The sequence below is a fragment of the Pseudomonas sp. IT-232MI5 genome (assembly GCF_949767845.1).
GTDB lineage: Bacteria > Pseudomonadota > Gammaproteobacteria > Pseudomonadales > Pseudomonadaceae > Aquipseudomonas.
In genome coordinates, this window is record NZ_CATKQE010000022.1 from 144,856 (window position 1) to 161,198 (window position 16,343).

The following is a 16,343-nucleotide window of genomic DNA, read 5'->3' on the forward strand; positions in this document are numbered from 1 at the left end:
GGGCTAGCCCTTAAAATTTGCGTTACCTTATAACATCAAAAAACAAAATCCAAACCCGGATCGACCGCGATATTCGGAAAAAACCCAGCTGATCGCGCCGCGCCATTTGCCCAATAGCCTCAGGCTTCTATAGTGATCAGGTCTCCCTTGCCCTTGCGGCCTGCTGTCGAGCGTTGTCCATGGTCAACACCGAACACCTGATCATTTGCGAGCACTGCGACTGCGTGTACGAAAAAGCCGTGCTGGCCAAACACCAGAAAACCTTGTGCGTGCGCTGCGGCGGCGTCCTCCAGCGTTTCAACGGTCTGAGCGTCGAACAGCGTTTGGCCCTGACATTCACGGCGGCGATGCTGTGGCTGTTCGCCAACTTCTATCCGGTGATGAGCATCAGCCTCAAAGGCCTGAAAAACAGTGCGACGCTGTGGGATTCGGTGCTGGCGCTGAGTCAGGGACCGATCACCTTCATGGCGATGGTCGCGGCGATTTCGATCATCATTGCCCCGGCGTTTCAAGTGGTGCTGCTGGTCTGGGTGCTGAGCTTCGCGTTGTCCTCCCGACGCGCGCCGGGCTTCAAGCTATGCATGCGCTGGCTGGAAACCCTGCGGCCGTGGAGCATGCTCGAAGTGTGCCTGCTGGGGGCGATGGTGGCGGTGTTCAAACTGGCCGGATTGCTCGACGTGTTGCCCGGCATCGGCCTGTTCGCGCTGGCCGTGCTGAGCTTGATGATGATCAGGATTGCCGGCCGCGACATCCGCGACCTCTGGGACATTTTATGAAACGGCCACCGACCGCCAGCGAACTCAATCTGTGCCTGTGCCACAGCTGCGGACTGGCCTGCGACATGACTGACGAGCCGCACGAGTGCCCGCGTTGCGATGCGCCGCTGCACCGACGCAAGACCAACTCGCTGACCCGCACCTGGGCCTACATGCTCGCGGCGCTGGCGTTTTACGTGCCGGCCAATCTGCTGCCGGTGATGAACACCACCATGCTCGGCAGCGGCGCCGACAGCACGATCATGAGCGGCGTGCTGGAGTTCTGGGAGCACGGCGCGTGGGACATCGCCCTGATCATTTTCATCGCCAGTATCGCCGTGCCGGGAGTCAAGTTCGTCGCCCTCACGCTGCTGTTGATGACCGTGCAACGCGACAGCGCCTGGGCGCGCAAGGAGCGCTCGAAGCTGTACCGCTTCGTCGAGCTGATCGGCTATTGGTCGATGCTCGACGTGCTGGTGGTGGCGCTGGTCGCAGCATTGGTGAAGTTTCAGGCGCTGGGCGATATCGAACCACGACCGGGCATTCTGTTTTTCGGCCTGGTCGTGGTGTTTACCATGCTCGCGGCGATGAGTTTCGATCCGCGCCTGATCTGGGACAAGGACACGGGCGACACCCTCAGCGACGCTGAACCTCAAGCAACACCTGCAACGGATGACGCAGTGCCTGATCCGACTGGCGCTTGACCTGACTGCGGCACGAATAACCGGTCGCCAGTGCTTCGCCCTGCTCCGCCGGCGCGTCGACCTGACGGGCCCACGACTGCTCGTAGATCACCGCCGAGGTCTGGCGATTGCGCGCCTCGTGGCCGTAAGTGCCGGACATGCCGCAGCAACCGGTGGATTGTGTGGCCAGCTGCAAACCAGCGCGTTCGAACACCTGCTCCCACTGACGGGTCGCGGCCGGGGCGTTGGTTTTCTCGGTGCAATGGGCGAGCAGTCGGAACGTTACGGTTTTATCCTGCGCCGCCTGCTCCGGCATCACCTTGAGCAACCACTCCTGCACCAGCGCCACTTCCGGGCATTGCTGCATACCGGGGACTTTCAGGTATTCCTGGCGATACACCAGCGTCATCGCCGGATCGAGGCCCAACAACGGCACGCCCACATCGGCCAATTCGCGCAACTGTCGGGCATTGCGCAGTGCCGCGCGGTTGAACGCCGAGAGGAAGCCCTGCACATGCAATGGCTTGCCGTTGGCGCTGAACGGTGCGAGATACACCTGATAGCCAAGGCGCGAAATCAGCTCGACCAGATCGGCCAACAGTGGCGCTTCGAAGTAGCGCGTAAAGGCGTCCTGCACGATGACCACGCTGCGCTCGCGTTGCGCCTCGGTCAGCGCCGACAGACTCGACACCGTCGCCGGTTGCACCTGCCAACGGCGCATCGCCGCATGGAAATCAAAACGACTGAGCAACGGCACGTCGATCATGCCGCCGACCCGTTCCAAGCTGCTGCGAACAAATGAAGCGCCCATCAAGCCGTTGTACAGCGCCGGAATCCGCGCCATGTACGGAATGCTGTATTCCAGCGAAGCAATCAGATAATCGCGCGCCGGACGCAGATAACGGCTGTGATACAGCTCGAGAAAGCGCGAACGAAACTCCGGCACATTGACCTTCACCGGGCACTGCCCTGCGCAGGATTTGCACGCCAGGCAGCCGGCCATGGCGTCGTAGACTTCGTGGGAGAAGTCTTCGGCCTGCGCACGGCTGTTGCGCCAGCGCTGCCACAAGGTGCTGAAAAACGCCGGTTTGCGAATGGCATCGGACAACACGTCGACACCTGCCTCGCCCTGCAAACGCAGCCACTCGCGAATCAACGAGGCGCGGCCCTTGGGCGACTGCGCGCGTTCACGGGTGGCTTTCCACGACGGGCACATCGCGTCATCGGGATCGAAGTTGTAGCAGGCGCCGTTGCCATTGCAATGCATGGCGGCGCCGTAGTCCTGCCAGACTTTTTCGTCGATCTGCCGATCCAGTTCACCGCGCAAAGTCACTTCGTCGATTTTCAGCAGCGCCGCGCCGGTGTTCGCCGGGGTGGCAATTTTGCCCGGGTTGAACTGGTTGAATGGGTCGAACGCGGCTTTCAAGGCTTGCAGGGCCGGATACAGCTCACCGAAAAATGCCGGCGCGTATTCCGAGCGCAAGCCTTTGCCATGCTCGCCCCACAGCAGGCCGCCGTAACGTTGGGTCAACGCGGCGACGCCATCGGACACCGGACGCACCAGCGCCGCTTGCTGCGGGTCTTTCATGTCGAGGATCGGCCGCACGTGCAGCACGCCTGCATCGACATGACCGAACATGCCGTACTGCAAACCGTGGCTATCGAGCAGGTCGCGCAACTCGGCGATGTACTCGGCCAGGTGCTGCGGTGGCACCGCAGTGTCTTCGACAAACGGTTGCGGGCGCGCTTCACCGGCGACGTTGCCGAGCAGGCCTACCGCACGTTTGCGCATGCCGTAGACCTTGTTCACCGCTGCGTGGCCGACCGCCAGCGTGTGGCCCAAACGCTCAACCGTGCGGTCGCTGCTCAAGTGTTCGACGAATGCTTCGACCCGGCGCTGCAAATCCTCCGGATCGTCGCCGCAGAACTCCACCAGATTGATGCCCAGGGTCGGGCGCTCGGCGCTTTCCGGGAAATACTCGGCGACGCCGTGCCAGACGATGTCCTGCATCGCCAGCAGCAAGACTTTCGAGTCGACGGTTTCGATCGACAACGGTTTGAGCGCCATCAAGGCGCGGGCGTCGCGCAACGCGTCCATGAACCCGGCGTAGCGGATGTTCACCAACATCGTGTGTTTGGGGATCGGCAACACATTCAGCCGCGCCTCGACGACAAACCCCAGCGAGCCTTCAGCACCGCACAGCACGCTGTTGAGGTTGAAACGGTTATCCGCCTCACGCAGGTGCGCGAGGTCATAACCTGTCAGGCAGCGGTTGAGATCGGGGAAACGCTCTTTGATCAGTTCACCCTGCTCATCAATGATTTGCCGGGCACAGCGGTAGACTTCACCGACGCGATCGTCGCGGGCACACAGCGCTTCAAGCTCAGTTTCCTCAAGGGGCAAACCGTGCAGGCGCTCGCCACCGCGCAGGACCATATCGAGTTCGAGCACATGGTCGCGGGTCTTGCCGTAGGTGCAACTGCCCTGACCGCTGGCGTCGGTGTTGATCATGCCGCCGACGGTGGCGCGGTTGGAGGTCGACAGTTCCGGGGCGAAAAACAGCCCGGCGGATTTCAGCGCAGCGTTGAGCTGATCCTTGACCACCCCGGCCTGCACGCGCACCCAGCGCTCCTCAACATTGATTTCGAGGATGCGGTTCATGTGCCGCGAGAGGTCGACGACGATGCCATCGGTCAGCGATTGGCCGTTGGTGCCGGTGCCACCGCCGCGAGGGGTGATCACCACTTGCTGGTACGCCGGTTCGGCGATCAGTCGTGCGACCCGTGCCACGTCATCGGCATCCATCGGAAACACCGCGGCTTGCGGCAGGCGCTGATAGATCGAGTTGTCGGTCGCCAGCACCACGCGGCTGGCGTAATCGGCGCTGATTTCACCGCGAAAGCCGCTGTTCTTCAGGGTGTTGAGGAACTGTTGGTAATCGCTGGTCAGGACTTTCGCGGGGGACAGCTGGGCAATCATCGGTCAGGTTATCTCGGTCAAATCGGGCCGTGTGGCGGTGAACAGTTGTACGCAACGAATGATTGCGTCAGGCTCCGCCATCTCATGGTGCCCATGTTCATTGCTGGCGAACGCCGGGACAACCGTAAATTCGACCCGCTATTGATGACTTTTACGAATGAATCCGCGCACGCTCACCCCTTCCATGTCGTTATTGCTGGCTTTCGAGGCCGCCGCGCGCCACGAAAGCTACACCCGCGCCGCCCATGAACTGTCGCTGACGCAGAGTGCGGTCAGCCGTCAGGTGCAGATTCTCGAGAAAATGCTCGGCATGCGTTTGTTCAGCCGCGAAGGCCGGCAAGTGGTACTGACCGATGTCGGACGGATGTATCAGCGCGAACTCGCCGAAGCGCTTGGGCAGATTCGTAGTGCGACATTGCAGGCGATGGCGTTTGGCTCTGGCATTCACAGTCTGCGCCTGGCGACGCTGCCGACCTTCGGCTCGAAATGGTTGCTGCCAAGGTTGAAGGATTTCTACACCGCGCACCCGGGCATGACCGTGCATTTGCATTCGCGTATCGCAACGATTGACTTCGATACCAGCGAAATCGATGCGGCGATCTGTGTTGGCGGCGGTGACTGGCCGGGATTGACCGCCCTGCCCCTGCATACCGAAGAATTGGTAGTGATCGCCAGCGCGCAGTTGTCCGACGCCGAACGCGATGACGCCCAACAGCACATCGCCGGGCAACTGCTGCTCAATGTCAGCAGCAATGCTCAGGCCTGGGCGGAGTGGTTCAGTCATCACGGCTTGCCGCACCGCAGCATGCGCATCGGCCCGAGTTTTGAAATGACCTCGCACTTGATTCAAGCGGTGCGGGCCAATATTGGCGTGGGGCTGGTGCCGCGAATTCTGGTTGAGGATGAGTTGCTCAGCGGTGAGTTGCTGCAACTGGGTGAGCCGATTACCAGTCGACGCAGCTATTACCTGGTGTATCCGCCGCGCAATGAGAATTTGCCGTCGCTGAAAGCGTTTCGGGATTGGCTGCTAGAAACGTTGTAACCATGAGGACGCCAATCGCGAGCAGGCTCACTCCTACAGTTGGAATGCGTTTCCCTGTAGGAGTGAGCCTGCTCGCGATGGCGTCAATTCAGACACCTCAAAATCTCGGCTTGATCGCCTTCCAATCCGGCTTGTAACGCTGCATCTGCCGCACATCATCACGCTGGCGAATCCCGCACGTCAGGTACTGATCATGCAGCTTGCCCAACTGATCATGGTCCAGCTCCAGCCCAAGCCCCGGCGCCCGAGTGATCTTCACGCAGCCATCGACAATCGGCAGTTTGCCGCCCTTGATCACTTCTTCGTCCGGTTCCTGCCACGGGTAATGGGTGTCACAGGCGTAATCCAGATTCGGCACCGCCGCCGCGACATGCGCCATCGCCATCAGGCTGATGCCCAGGTGCGAATTGGAATGCATCGACACACCAACGCCGAATACATCGCACATCTTCGCCAGCGTTTGCGTGTCGCGCAGGCCGCCCCAGTAATGGTGGTCAGCAAGGACGATCTGCACGCTGTTCTGCGCAACGCTGCGACGGAACTCGGCGAAATCGGTGACCACCATGTTGGTCGCCAGCGGCAGACCAGTGCGCTTGTGCAGTTCGGCCATGCCGTCGAGGCCCGGGGTCGGGTCTTCGTAATATTGCAGATCATCGCCGAGCAATTCGGCCATGCGAATCGAGGTTTCCAGTGACCAGTTGCCATTCGGATCGATGCGCAGCGGGTAGCCGGGAAAGGCTTTTTTCAGCGCCTTGATGCACGCCACTTCATGCTCCGGCGGCAACGTACCGGCCTTGAGCTTGATGCTCTTGAAGCCGTACGCCTCGATCATCCGCGCAGCTTGCGCAACAATCTGTTGTTCGCTGAGTGCTTCGCCCCAGTTGTCCGGTTTATAGGGCGAATCGACATGCTGCGCGTACTTGAAGAACAGATAGGCGCTGAACGGTACCTCATCGCGAATCGCGCCGCCGAGCAGGTCCACCAGCGGCACATTCAGGTAATGCGCCTGCAAATCGAGAAAAGCCACTTCGAACGCCGAATAGGCATTGCTCACCGCTTTACTGGCGTGGGAACCGGGGGCCAGTTCGGCACCGGCGAGACTGGCAGGTTTGTTCGCGGCAACGGTCGCCTGGACGATGGCGCGCAACTGGTTGAGATTGAACGGGTCGAGGCCGATCAGTTGCGCCTGCAATTGCTGCTGGATCGCCAGCGCCGGGGCATCGCCATAACTTTCGCCGAGGCCGATGTAGCCGTTGTCGCTTTCGATCTCGATGATCGAGCGCAAGGCGAAGGGTTCATGAATGCCGCTGGCGTTGAGCAGCGGCGGATCACGGAAGGCAATCGGGGTCACGGTGACTCGGGTGATTTTCAAGATAACGCTCCTGACAGATCAACAATCAATTCAATGGCTCGCGGCCGGGCTGGCCGTCACAACAACGGCGGTCTCGTCATGGGGCTTTGCCAGGGATTTACCCTTGGCACCCGGCGCGGTGCGGGCGAAAAAGATCACTACCGCAGCGATCAGCGACGTCGCCGCCAGGCCATACAGTCCGCCCTCGATGGAGCCAGTGGTTTCTTCGAGGAAGCCGAACGCCGTCGGCGCAACGAAGCCGCCGAGGTTGCCGATGGAGTTGATCAGCGCTATCACCGCAGCGGCGATACGCGCATCCAGATAGCTTTGCGGAATCGGCCAGAACAACGCCGACGCAGCCTTGAAGCCGATGGCGGCGAAACAGATGGCAACGAAGGCGAAGATCGGCCCGCCAATGGTCGACATGAACATGCCGATCGCCGCGATCACCAGCGTCAACGCCACCCACGCCTGCTGGAATTTCCACTTGCCGGCCATCGCCGCAAAACCGTACATGGCGACAATCGAAATGATCCATGGGATCGAATTAAGCAGGCCAACCTGAAAGTCGCCGAGATTGCCCATTTTCTTGATCATGCTCGGCAGCCAGAACGTCGCGCCGTAAATGGTCAGGGCAATGGAAAAGTAGATGAAGCAGAACAGCGCAATCTGCCGGTCCGCCAACAGCTTGAACATCGACGGCTTGGCTACCTGTACCGCCTCACGAGCGCGCTGCTCCTCGGCAATCGCCGCCACCAACGCCTCACGTTCCTCCTCGCTCAACCACTTGGCCTGACGCGGATGCGATTGCAGCCAGAACCAGACAAACGCGCAAAGCACCACCGAGGCTGCGCCCTCGATCAAGAACATCCACTGCCAGCCGTGCAGACCCAAGCCGCTGATGTGCAGCAGCGCACCGGACACCGGACCGGAGATCACCGAGGCAATCGCCGAACCGCTGAGAAACACCGCCATGGTCTTGCCGCGCTCGGAGGCTGGCAGCCATTGGGTGAAGTAATAAATGATCCCCGGAAAGAACCCCGCCTCGGCCGCACCGAGAATAAAGCGCAGCACATAGAAACTGGTTTCACCTTTGACGAAGGCCATGGCCATGGCGGCAGCGCCCCAGGTGAACATGATCCGCGTCAACCAGACTCGCGCGCCGTAACGTTGCAGAAGCATGTTGGACGGCACTTCGAACAGCGCATAGCCAACGAAGAACAATCCGGCGCCGAGGCCGTAAGCCGCCGCGCCGATGCCCAGATCGGTTTCCATGTGACTGCGCACGAAACCGATGTTGACCCGATCGATGTAGTTGACGATGAACATCACCACGAACAGCGGCAGCACGTGGCGCTTGACCTTGGCGGCGGCACGGGCGAGCACCGTGACGTCCAGCGGACTCTGGAGGGTTTTCAAGGGCGACTCCCGATCTTGTTTTTTTAGGGATGGCGTGAAGCGTTGAGCCGATCATGGACGGGGTCATTGATCCCGTCTAATCTAACTTGGCATTCGATTGATACCCGGATTAGATCAATGTTCGAACTGACCCAACTGCGCTGCTTCACCACCGTCGCCACCGAACTCAACTTTCGCCGCGCCGCCGAACGGCTGAACATGACGCAGCCGCCGCTGAGCCGGCAGATCCAGTTGCTCGAACATCACCTCGGCGTCGAGCTGTTCACCCGCAGCACCCGCAGCGTCGCGCTGACCGCCGCCGGCCGTGCTTTTTTCATCGAAGCCCAGAACCTGCTGGAACGCGCGCAGCAAGCGGCAGTCACCGCCCGGCGGTTTGCCGAAGGCGACATTGGTTCAGTGAACATCAGTTTTGTCGGCAGCGCGGTGTATGAGTTTTTGCCCAAGGTGATCGCCGAGGCGCGACTGAAACAGCCGCAGGTGAAAATCGATCTGACGGAGATGAACACTTACCAGCAGCACGAAGCCCTGCGCGCGCGTCGCATCGATCTGGGCATCGCCCGTGCGCCATTATTGGAGCCGGGCTACGCGACTGAATGCCTGGTGCGCGAGCCGTTTGTGCTGGCAGTGCCGAGCGGTCATCCCTTGGCGACGGCGGCTGAAGTGGCGGTCAGTGACCTGGATAAACAACCGTTCCTGATGTATTCACACGCAGCTTATCCGCCGTTCAACGAATTGCTGACCGGCATGCTGCGCTCAGCGCGGGTTGCGCCGGATTATGTGCAGTGGCTGGGGTCGTCGCTGACGATTCTGGCACTGGTCAATGCGGGCATGGGCCTGGCGCTGGTGCCGCGTTGCGCCACCAGTGTGGTGTTCAAAAATGTAGTGTTTCGCGATATCGATTTGGGCGAAGGGGTGCAGAGCGAGCTGCATCTGATCTGGCGGGAGAACAACGACAACCCGGCGTTTGCGATGTTGCTGGAAGCGATTCGCCGGGCGGTGGCTGAGGGTTGGGGGTGAAAGGATGACGGAGCTGATCAGCGCTTTGGTGGAGGGGGCGCACTTGGCCCTTTGACGAGCGGTTTTGCCAATGGCTTGCCGTCTGGCCCCACGAAGAGACGCGCCACGTGAGGTGGCATGGGATTGGGTGCTTTGGCGCTCATGAAACAACCTCCTCGACAGAATTGAATTCGACCCACTGAACTTTTGAGGAATCTATCACCATTAATTCGGCGCCAAAAGTGAGCACCTCGCCACCATCGCCAAGCCATTGTGGATTCAGCAAGATGAATTGTCCTTCCGAGGGACCGGAGGGCCACTCCAAAGGCCAGCCAAACAATCGCCTCTCGTCATTCAGTTGCAAAGTGACAAGGCGATCCTGTCGCTCAAAGGCGCTGTACCACTCGCTAGGATGGGAGCTTTTGCGTGTCAGGTGTCGCTTGCGTAGCCACACATGCAACATCCCGTTTGAAGCCAGATAACAGAAAAGCCCGGCGAGACATACTGAAACAATAAATGCCCACAATGCCTCCGCCCGAGCATCCCATTTCCCTACAGAAAAGCCTTTCGAACCCACCCACAGACAAATTGCCCCAATCCCCAATACCGCGCCCTGAATCACAAACGTGAAAATCAGCGCCTGCACAATCTGCCCGAACGTATCCGGTCGCTTGAACGCCGTCAGCGAGTAAAAAATCCACGCCGACAAAAACCCGGGAATCAAGTACTGCAACAACGGGATAACTTCTTTGACCAGATCATCCATGATCCGCGACTCCTTGGAAGACCGGCCGATCTGACTATCGACCGCCCCTCAAAAGCCTAGTGCACACGGAAAAAACCCTTCGTGCGCAACTGTCACCGTTCATTTCGCGAATCAAATCCACACCTTTCAGCCTCCAGGCAGCCAAAAAAAAGCAGAAACCGACGATACGGCTTCTGCTTTTTTTGCCCCTGCAGGCGTCGTTACAGGCAGTCACGCACCGATTGGCGCAACGACCCGGACTTGGCCCACGGCGGGCCCTGATACAACGAAACCCGGCTGCCGTCCTTGTATTTGACGATGTCGAGAATCTCGTCCGCCGTGATGATGCTCGGCGCAGTGATGCGGTAGCCGTTGGAAATCGATGTCTGATAAGTCTTGGCTACATCCTTCTGCCACAACGGTAATAAACACGCAGCATAGTCTTTGGGCGACTTGGCGCTGGTTTTGCTGATATTCGGCTCACCCGGCACCAGCGACGCCGGCAACGAGCAGCCTGCCAACAGGGTCAACGCCAGACTCCCGATCCATATCCGCATGGTGTATTCCTGATCTGAAAAAAAGTGAATGTAGCGTGTAAGCGGCGCTACATCCATCGTGGCACCGCGCCCTCGGCGCAATCTGCACAACTTTTCACAACCGTTCAGCGTGCTGACGAACAGGCTTTGCCCATCGACGAAAAATGCGACTACTCTTTTCTACCGAGAATGTTCTGGAGGTGATCATGCGGCTCAATGAATACGAACACGAACTTCAACGCGACCTGCAAAGCGTTGCATCGGACTTGAGATGGTCGGCGGTCGACCTGAAACGTATCGCAGAACAACTGCGCAAATCCGGCAATGAGGCAGATGCGCAAAGCGTGCTGAGATCCTGTGAGGTGCTGCAAAGCGATGAAGAACGGCTGCAACTCTATGCCAGGGAAGTGAAAGCCCGCGCCATCAGCCGGACCAAGGTCCACTAAGCCACCCTCCCCCCAAAAAACAGAAGCCCCGACAATTGCCGGGGCTCTTTCATTACAGCCAGCCTGTCAGTGGGTTTTGTGACTTTGCGCGCGCGCCGAGCGTTTTTTGTAGCCAGGCAGGGCGGCGGCGTAGGCCAGCGCTTCCTCCCGGCTGCCAAACGACGCCAGCCGATCGCCCTGAGTACAAACCCGCCATGGGCCATTGTTCACGCTAAGCACGTCATAGCCGTTCATGTGCATCTTGTTCAACATCGGCATGCTCATGGACACCTCCATTTTTTGCTAACGGTCAGATCCAGCTTCACGCTTTTACCTTACACCTTGATTCGCACGAAATACCGACCGAGTGTCGCAAGCCGCGACAGTCACGGTGTCGGCACTTTTCGCCGCTGCGAACGCTCCAAACTTCAATGAAACCTTTGCCGCAGGCTTCGGCTCAAATATTGCAGTTTTATTTCTATTTTGTGACAAGCGGTAAACAGGTAACAGATGAAAGTACGCGCAACCGTTATATGCGAGCAGGATCGCCACGTTCTCCTGGTACGCAAACCCCACTGCCGCTGGACATTGCCCGGTGGCAAGGTCGAGCCCGGAGAAACGCGAGCGCAGGCCGCCGTACGTGAATTACAGGAAGAAACCGGCCTGGATGCCGACGCCGTGCTGTACCTGATGGAACTGCACAGCGGCAGCACGCAGCACCATGTCTACGAGGCGTCCGTGCCGGACTTTGAGCAAGTGCGCCCGCAAAACGAGATCATCGATTGCATCTGGCATCCGCTGGATTCAGTGCGCAATCTGCACACCAGCGAGGCGACGCTGCGCATCGTTCAAGCGTTCCAACGGCGTTTATGAGGCATTAGCCGGCGAAGGCTCGACGACCAGCGCTCATTTCGGTGCGTAATTCACCGATGAAATTGGAAATGTCACGGATCGTGACGAGGTGCTCCGGGGAAACGCCATTCAACAGTAATTCGACGCGTCCGCTGTCCGGCTCGTACACCTTGATTTGCAAAAGGCCTTGCGAACTCGGAATGCAATCGCACTTGAACGCAGGAAAGCCGGATTCGACAATCCGGCAGATATCGTCAATGGCAAGCATGAGTGAACGCCTCGCAGGCGGGTCGATCGACTGGTTGAGCATAGATGAGCAATGTGTGACCCGCCCGGTACAAAATGCCAACCCGATCACAACTTTCCACCCTGCCCTCAGTGCGCATCGTGATCCCAAATCCAGTTCCACATTCCCGGCAAATTCACTGGCTCCGAGCTTTTATCCACGGTACGCGCCAGCGCAGCTTTCTCCAGTTCGGCGTGATCATCGTAGAAAGGCTTGTCCGCCAGCTTCACGCCTGTCGCGGCGGCGCTATCGAGCAGAATCTGCAGGTATTCGCGCGTGTGCCGCGCGGTATAGCGGTTGAGATCATGAAACGTCACCACCACCGGAATCACCCCGTCCACAGTCGGCAACTCGCCGAGGGCAATACGTTCACGGACTTCCGATAACTGCCGCAGCATGTTTGCCCGACGCCGGGGGCTGGCATTGAAGCCCCAGATCTTGCCGTCGTTGGCACTTAAATCCGTCAGCAACACGTGCAAACCGTGCTGTTGATAGGCGGCGAAGGTGCGTTTGTCGTAATTCCAGAACGGCGGGCGCAGCAACGTCGGCGGCGCCCCGGTGATGGCTGCGATATCAGCCGTGCCGTTGGTCAGTGACTCTTCGAGTTCTTGCGGGTCGAGCAAGCGATGATTGGTGTGCCAGTGGGTGGCCGTGTGAAACGCCAGTATGTGCCCCTCGTCATGCTCACGCCGCATGATGGCGCGACCGATGTCACTGTTGCCCGCTCGTGGCGCGCGCGTCTGCACGAAGAACACCGCTTTGATATTCGGCAACAGCGGATTGTCCTTGAGGCTGTCGAGCACCGTCGCCGACGGATTCCAGAAACTGGATGCACTGGGGCCATCGTCAAACGTCAACAGAAAGCGCACCGGTGCCTGGGTTTTCAGGCGTGATTCGGTTTGCGCAGTCATTTCTATCGGGGCGGCGATACAACCGGCCAACCCGAGGGCGATGAGCGCAGCACAGAGAATCTTGAATCCGGATGTCATGTTTTGCCTTGAGCACGGCGACGGCCGTCATGTTGTCGATTGGCAAAACTCCCTCGCCCTTATCCATCCTTGCGCTCCGATACGCGAGCGGAGGTTGGATAAGGTACACAGGGTTTGGTTCCGGCGCTCGCTCAGTGCGCCAATGCCTGTTGAAAAGACGTGTCGATAATCCCGGCGGTGGCCAACGGTGCCGGCAGCGCTTTGACTTTGAACAGGAAGTCGGCGGTGCTTTGCAGGTCCGTCGCCGCTTGCGTATCGACCGGTCCCACCGTCATGTGCGCCTGACGTAACCAGTGGCGCGACACCTGCTGATCGAGATTGGCTTTCTTCGCCCACAGATCGGCGTACTCATCCGTATGACTATCAACCCACGCCCGTGCCTGTTTCAAACGACCGAGAAAATCCGCAATGGCCGCACGTTTGCTGTCGATCGACGGCGTCGACGCAGCGATTGCACTGAGCCCCGGCATCAGATTTTTTGCGGTCAGGATCGGCCGCGCGCCGGAGAACACGATCTGCTGGGAAATGTACGGTTCCCACACCGGGAAGGCGTCGATGCTGCCCTGTGGCAGGGCTGCGGCGGCATCAATCGGCATCAACTTGACGAACTCGACGTAGTTTTCCGGCAGACCACCCTGCTCCAGGGCGCGCAAGGTCAACTGCTGACTCCAGGCGCCGGGCCAGTAGGCAACTTTCTTGCCCTTCAGGTCGGCGATGGTTTTTACCGGCGAATCCTTCGGCACCAGCAGCGCGATGGTGTCCGGGTTTTGCCGCGAAACGCCGATCAGCTTTACCGGCGCCTGCTTGGCGGCCAGAAACAGAAAACCGGAATCGCCCAAAAAGCCCAGATCCAGCGAGCCGGTTTGCAAGGCTTCCGCCAAAGGTGCAGCGGCCTGGAAGTGTTTCCAGTCGACGGTATAAGGCGCGTCTTTCAACACGCCGGAGGCCTCCACCGAGGCACGGATGTTGTAGTAGTTCTGATCGCCGACATGCAGGACCAATGGCTCATCTGCATGGGAAAGCGGCGAGGCAAACAGTGCGGTGATTAGCGCACTGCGCAGGAAACGAGAAAGCTTCATGGGCTGACCTGCAAAGGGAAATTGCATAGACCATAACGCTGTTATTTCCTGGTTTTGAAATTCGATTAACGCATAAGCTCATCACCGTTGATCACGGCTGTTTGCTTGGCAACAGTGACGAATCACAGTGTTGCTCAAGCAACAGCTGGAATCCTGCAACATCCCCTCAAGCCCTTTTAAAACGGCGCTTTCAAGTACATGGCACAGAGCCTGCAATATTCCATTCATGCAGGAAGCATTCGATAAAAATATCTTTTTGGACATAAGAAATCTGTGCCTTTGCCGGAGCGCCCCATGACATCGTTCTTTCCTCGACTCAAAACCCTGCTGGCTGCCAGCGCCATGGTACTGAGCCTGCAACCGCTCGCCCACGCGGCTGAAACCGCGCCGGCAGAAGTGCATCTCGACTACGCCTATTACTCGCCAGTCAGCCTGGTGCTCAAGCACTTCGGCTTCCTCGAAAAAGCCTTGCCGCAGACCAAGGTCAGCTGGGTACTGAGCCAGGGCAGCAACCGCTCGCTGGAATACCTCAACAGTGGCGGCGTGGATTTCGCTTCCAGCGCCAGCCTCGCCGCGGTGCTGAGCCGCGCCAACGGCAGCCCGATCAAATCGGTCTACGTTTACAGCCGTGCCGAATGGACAGCATTGGTGGTGCGCAAGGACTCGCCATATCAGACCATCGCCGACCTCAAGGGCAAAAAGATCGCCGCCACCAAAGGTACCGACCCGTATCTGTTCACCCTGCGTAGCCTGCAACAGGCCGGGCTGAAAAAAGACGACGTGGAACTGGTCCACCTGCAACACCCGGATGGTCGCACTGCGCTGGAAAAGGGCGATGTTGACGCCTGGGCCGGACTCGATCCGCACATGGCCGCCAGTCAGGTCCAGGCCGGTTCGCGCCTGCTTTATCGCAACCCGGCGTTCAACAGTTACGGCGTGGTCAGCGTCACCGAGCAATACGCCAAAGAACATCCGCAAACCATCGACACCGTGATCAAAGCCTACGAACAGGCCCGCGACTGGGCGCTGAAAAATCCCGATGAGTTCGCCGCCCTTCTCGCCAAAGAGTCCGGCTTGCCACTGGACGTAGCCAAGCTGCAACTGTCGCGTACCGATCTGAGCAGCCCGCAACTGACCCAACAGGACATCAGTGCCTCCAAGGCAGCGGCGCCGATTCTGGTCTCCGAGGAACTGGTGCGCCGTGGGGTGAATGTCGATCAAGTCATCGATCAATTGCTCGACAGCGGCGTGCAGCAAGCCGTCGCCCACCAGTAATCGATCAGTCTCACGACACATCCGCTGCTGTCGCGGATGTGTCGTGAGCGGAGCTCAACCATGACCACTCACAGCAAAGACTTGCCCGCGCCACTTGCCGTGTCGCGCCAGCGCCCGGCGGGTTTCAGTCCGGCGTGGCAGCGCCGTTTCAAAGGCTTGGCCGTGCCGCTGCTGATCATCATCGCCCTGGAAATTATCGTACGCATTGGCTGGCTGCCGTCCTACCAGATGCCGGCGCCGAGCGAGATCGCCCTGACCCTCACCGACCTCGCTGAAGGCGCACTGTGGAAACACATCGGCGCCAGCCTGATTCGCGTGTTGCTGGGTTTTGCCATTGGCGCCAGTCTCGCGCTGGCGTTTGCTGCCTGGGTCGGTTTGAGCCGCGAAGCCGAGGCTTATCTGGAACCGACTTTTGCAGCGCTGCGTTCCATTCCGAGCCTGGCCTGGGTGCCGCTGCTGCTGTTGTGGCTGGGCATCGACGAGACCTCGAAAATTGTCTTGATCGCTATCGGCGCGTTCTTTCCGGTGTACGTCAACGTGGTCGCGGCCATTCGCAACATTGATCGCAAACTGGTGGAAGTCGGCCGCATCTATGGCTTCAGCCGCTTGCAACTGGTGCGACGAATATTGCTGCCCGCCGCCCTGCCCGGCCTGTTCACCGGGTTGCGCAGCGGCATGAGCCTGGCGTGGATGTTTCTCGTGGCAGCAGAGTTGATCGCGGCCACCAAGGGCCTGGGCTATCTGCTCAGTGACGGCCGGGAAACCTCGCGGCCGGACATCGTGCTGGCTGCGATCATCGTGCTCGCCTTGCTCGGTAAACTCAGCGACGGCTTGCTGGCCATGCTCGAACGCCGCTGGCTGAGCTGGCGCGACACGTTCACCGGCCAAGGTGCCAGCGACTAAGCTGAAATCTCCAACCGGAGATTCAGC

General features: G+C 59.4%; 17 protein-coding genes. 8 read left to right on the plus strand and 9 right to left on the minus strand.

Features of this window, described 5'->3' with window-relative positions; translation table 11 throughout:
- Positions 1-179: 179 nt before the first annotated feature.
- Together ACM6JQ_RS13960 and ACM6JQ_RS13965 are read left to right on the plus strand one after the other, a co-directional pair.
- Complete coding sequence (locus tag ACM6JQ_RS13960; protein WP_414894020.1) at positions 180-776, plus strand: paraquat-inducible protein A; 597 nt, start codon at positions 180-182, stop codon at positions 774-776.
- Positions 773-1,459 (plus strand): paraquat-inducible protein A, encoded by a 687-nt coding sequence (locus ACM6JQ_RS13965; protein ID WP_007910821.1) that lies wholly within the window; start codon positions 773-775, stop codon positions 1,457-1,459. Before ACM6JQ_RS13960 ends, ACM6JQ_RS13965 begins: the two co-directional genes overlap by 4 nt.
- Here the strand turns inward: ACM6JQ_RS13965 and ACM6JQ_RS13970 are convergent.
- Positions 1,392-4,418 (minus strand): FAD-binding and (Fe-S)-binding domain-containing protein, encoded by a 3,027-nt coding sequence (locus ACM6JQ_RS13970; RefSeq protein WP_414894021.1) that lies wholly within the window; start codon positions 4,416-4,418, stop codon positions 1,392-1,394. The two genes, ACM6JQ_RS13965 and ACM6JQ_RS13970, sit on opposite strands and share 68 nt — an antisense overlap.
- 157 nt (positions 4,419-4,575) lie before the next feature.
- Here ACM6JQ_RS13970 and ACM6JQ_RS13975 point away from each other — a divergent pair, with 157 nt between their 5' ends.
- A complete protein-coding gene (locus ACM6JQ_RS13975) occupies positions 4,576-5,460 on the plus strand; it encodes a LysR substrate-binding domain-containing protein (protein WP_414894022.1) in 885 nt (294 codons plus the stop codon).
- A 97-nt stretch (positions 5,461-5,557) separates the two neighbouring features.
- Here ACM6JQ_RS13975 and ACM6JQ_RS13980 read toward each other — a convergent pair whose 3' ends face one another.
- Positions 5,558-6,832, minus strand: coding sequence for a glucarate dehydratase family protein (locus tag ACM6JQ_RS13980; protein WP_414894023.1), 1,275 nt, complete (start codon positions 6,830-6,832; stop codon positions 5,558-5,560).
- Between the two features lie 30 nt (positions 6,833-6,862).
- Complete coding sequence (locus ACM6JQ_RS13985; protein ID WP_095111499.1) at positions 6,863-8,230, minus strand: MFS transporter; 1,368 nt, start codon at positions 8,228-8,230, stop codon at positions 6,863-6,865.
- Between the two features lie 117 nt (positions 8,231-8,347).
- Between ACM6JQ_RS13985 and ACM6JQ_RS13990 the strand changes: the two genes are divergently transcribed.
- Complete coding sequence (locus tag ACM6JQ_RS13990) at positions 8,348-9,247, plus strand: LysR substrate-binding domain-containing protein (RefSeq protein ID WP_095111500.1); 900 nt, start codon at positions 8,348-8,350, stop codon at positions 9,245-9,247.
- A gap of 139 nt (positions 9,248-9,386) precedes the next feature.
- Here ACM6JQ_RS13990 and ACM6JQ_RS13995 read toward each other — a convergent pair whose 3' ends face one another.
- On the minus strand, positions 9,387-9,992 hold the full coding sequence (locus ACM6JQ_RS13995; RefSeq protein ID WP_414894024.1) for a DUF6338 family protein: 606 nt from the start codon (positions 9,990-9,992) through the stop codon (positions 9,387-9,389).
- 200 nt (positions 9,993-10,192) lie between these two features.
- Positions 10,193-10,528 (minus strand): hypothetical protein, encoded by a 336-nt coding sequence (locus tag ACM6JQ_RS14000; protein WP_007910806.1) that lies wholly within the window; start codon positions 10,526-10,528, stop codon positions 10,193-10,195.
- A 185-nt stretch (positions 10,529-10,713) separates the two neighbouring features.
- On the opposite strand from ACM6JQ_RS14000, the gene ACM6JQ_RS14005 reads away from it, so the two are divergent.
- Positions 10,714-10,953, plus strand: a complete 240-nt coding sequence (locus tag ACM6JQ_RS14005; RefSeq protein ID WP_007910805.1) for a hypothetical protein — start codon at positions 10,714-10,716, stop codon at positions 10,951-10,953.
- 66 nt (positions 10,954-11,019) lie between these two features.
- Here ACM6JQ_RS14005 and ACM6JQ_RS14010 read toward each other — a convergent pair whose 3' ends face one another.
- Positions 11,020-11,217 (minus strand): hypothetical protein, encoded by a 198-nt coding sequence (locus tag ACM6JQ_RS14010; RefSeq protein WP_007910804.1) that lies wholly within the window; start codon positions 11,215-11,217, stop codon positions 11,020-11,022.
- A 225-nt stretch (positions 11,218-11,442) separates the two neighbouring features.
- On the opposite strand from ACM6JQ_RS14010, the gene ACM6JQ_RS14015 reads away from it, so the two are divergent.
- On the plus strand, positions 11,443-11,805 hold the full coding sequence (locus tag ACM6JQ_RS14015) for an NUDIX hydrolase (RefSeq protein ID WP_007910803.1): 363 nt from the start codon (positions 11,443-11,445) through the stop codon (positions 11,803-11,805).
- Positions 11,806-11,809: 4 nt separating this feature from the next.
- Here ACM6JQ_RS14015 and ACM6JQ_RS14020 read toward each other — a convergent pair whose 3' ends face one another.
- The 3 genes from ACM6JQ_RS14020 to ACM6JQ_RS14030 form a co-directional block, all read right to left on the minus strand.
- Complete coding sequence (locus ACM6JQ_RS14020; protein ID WP_007910802.1) at positions 11,810-12,052, minus strand: DUF1652 domain-containing protein; 243 nt, start codon at positions 12,050-12,052, stop codon at positions 11,810-11,812.
- Positions 12,053-12,159: 107 nt separating this feature from the next.
- Positions 12,160-13,059 (minus strand): polysaccharide deacetylase family protein, encoded by a 900-nt coding sequence (locus tag ACM6JQ_RS14025; protein ID WP_095111503.1) that lies wholly within the window; start codon positions 13,057-13,059, stop codon positions 12,160-12,162.
- 131 nt (positions 13,060-13,190) lie between these two features.
- Positions 13,191-14,138, minus strand: a complete 948-nt coding sequence (locus tag ACM6JQ_RS14030; protein WP_095111504.1) for an ABC transporter substrate-binding protein — start codon at positions 14,136-14,138, stop codon at positions 13,191-13,193.
- 294 nt (positions 14,139-14,432) lie between these two features.
- Here ACM6JQ_RS14030 and ACM6JQ_RS14035 point away from each other — a divergent pair, with 294 nt between their 5' ends.
- Complete coding sequence (locus tag ACM6JQ_RS14035) at positions 14,433-15,413, plus strand: aliphatic sulfonate ABC transporter substrate-binding protein (protein ID WP_007910797.1); 981 nt, start codon at positions 14,433-14,435, stop codon at positions 15,411-15,413.
- Positions 15,414-15,473: 60 nt separating this feature from the next.
- Positions 15,474-16,316, plus strand: coding sequence for an ABC transporter permease (locus ACM6JQ_RS14040; protein WP_095111505.1), 843 nt, complete (start codon positions 15,474-15,476; stop codon positions 16,314-16,316).
- Positions 16,317-16,343 lie beyond the last annotated feature (27 nt).

Excerpts from the sequence above, each read along its gene's own strand:
- ACM6JQ_RS13975 (WP_414894022.1), top strand. The coding sequence starts at position 4,576 with ATGAATCCGCGCACGCTCACCCCTTCCATGTCGTTATTGCTGGCTTTC.
- ACM6JQ_RS14015 (WP_007910803.1), top strand. The coding sequence starts at position 11,443 with ATGAAAGTACGCGCAACCGTTATATGCGAGCAGGATCGCCACGTTCTC.
- ACM6JQ_RS13960 (WP_414894020.1), top strand. The coding sequence starts at position 180 with ATGGTCAACACCGAACACCTGATCATTTGCGAGCACTGCGACTGCGTG.
- ACM6JQ_RS14005 (WP_007910805.1), top strand. The coding sequence starts at position 10,714 with ATGCGGCTCAATGAATACGAACACGAACTTCAACGCGACCTGCAAAGC.
- ACM6JQ_RS14035 (WP_007910797.1), top strand. The coding sequence starts at position 14,433 with ATGACATCGTTCTTTCCTCGACTCAAAACCCTGCTGGCTGCCAGCGCC.
- ACM6JQ_RS14040 (WP_095111505.1), top strand. The coding sequence starts at position 15,474 with ATGACCACTCACAGCAAAGACTTGCCCGCGCCACTTGCCGTGTCGCGC.
- ACM6JQ_RS14030 (WP_095111504.1), bottom strand. The coding sequence starts at position 14,138 with ATGAAGCTTTCTCGTTTCCTGCGCAGTGCGCTAATCACCGCACTGTTT.
- ACM6JQ_RS14010 (WP_007910804.1), bottom strand. The coding sequence starts at position 11,217 with ATGAGCATGCCGATGTTGAACAAGATGCACATGAACGGCTATGACGTG.
- ACM6JQ_RS13995 (WP_414894024.1), bottom strand. The coding sequence starts at position 9,992 with ATGGATGATCTGGTCAAAGAAGTTATCCCGTTGTTGCAGTACTTGATT.
- ACM6JQ_RS14025 (WP_095111503.1), bottom strand. The coding sequence starts at position 13,059 with ATGACATCCGGATTCAAGATTCTCTGTGCTGCGCTCATCGCCCTCGGG.
- ACM6JQ_RS13970 (WP_414894021.1), bottom strand. The coding sequence starts at position 4,418 with ATGATTGCCCAGCTGTCCCCCGCGAAAGTCCTGACCAGCGATTACCAA.
- ACM6JQ_RS14000 (WP_007910806.1), bottom strand. The coding sequence starts at position 10,528 with ATGCGGATATGGATCGGGAGTCTGGCGTTGACCCTGTTGGCAGGCTGC.
- ACM6JQ_RS13990 (WP_095111500.1), top strand. The coding sequence starts at position 8,348 with ATGTTCGAACTGACCCAACTGCGCTGCTTCACCACCGTCGCCACCGAA.
- ACM6JQ_RS14020 (WP_007910802.1), bottom strand. The coding sequence starts at position 12,052 with ATGCTTGCCATTGACGATATCTGCCGGATTGTCGAATCCGGCTTTCCT.
- ACM6JQ_RS13965 (WP_007910821.1), top strand. The coding sequence starts at position 773 with ATGAAACGGCCACCGACCGCCAGCGAACTCAATCTGTGCCTGTGCCAC.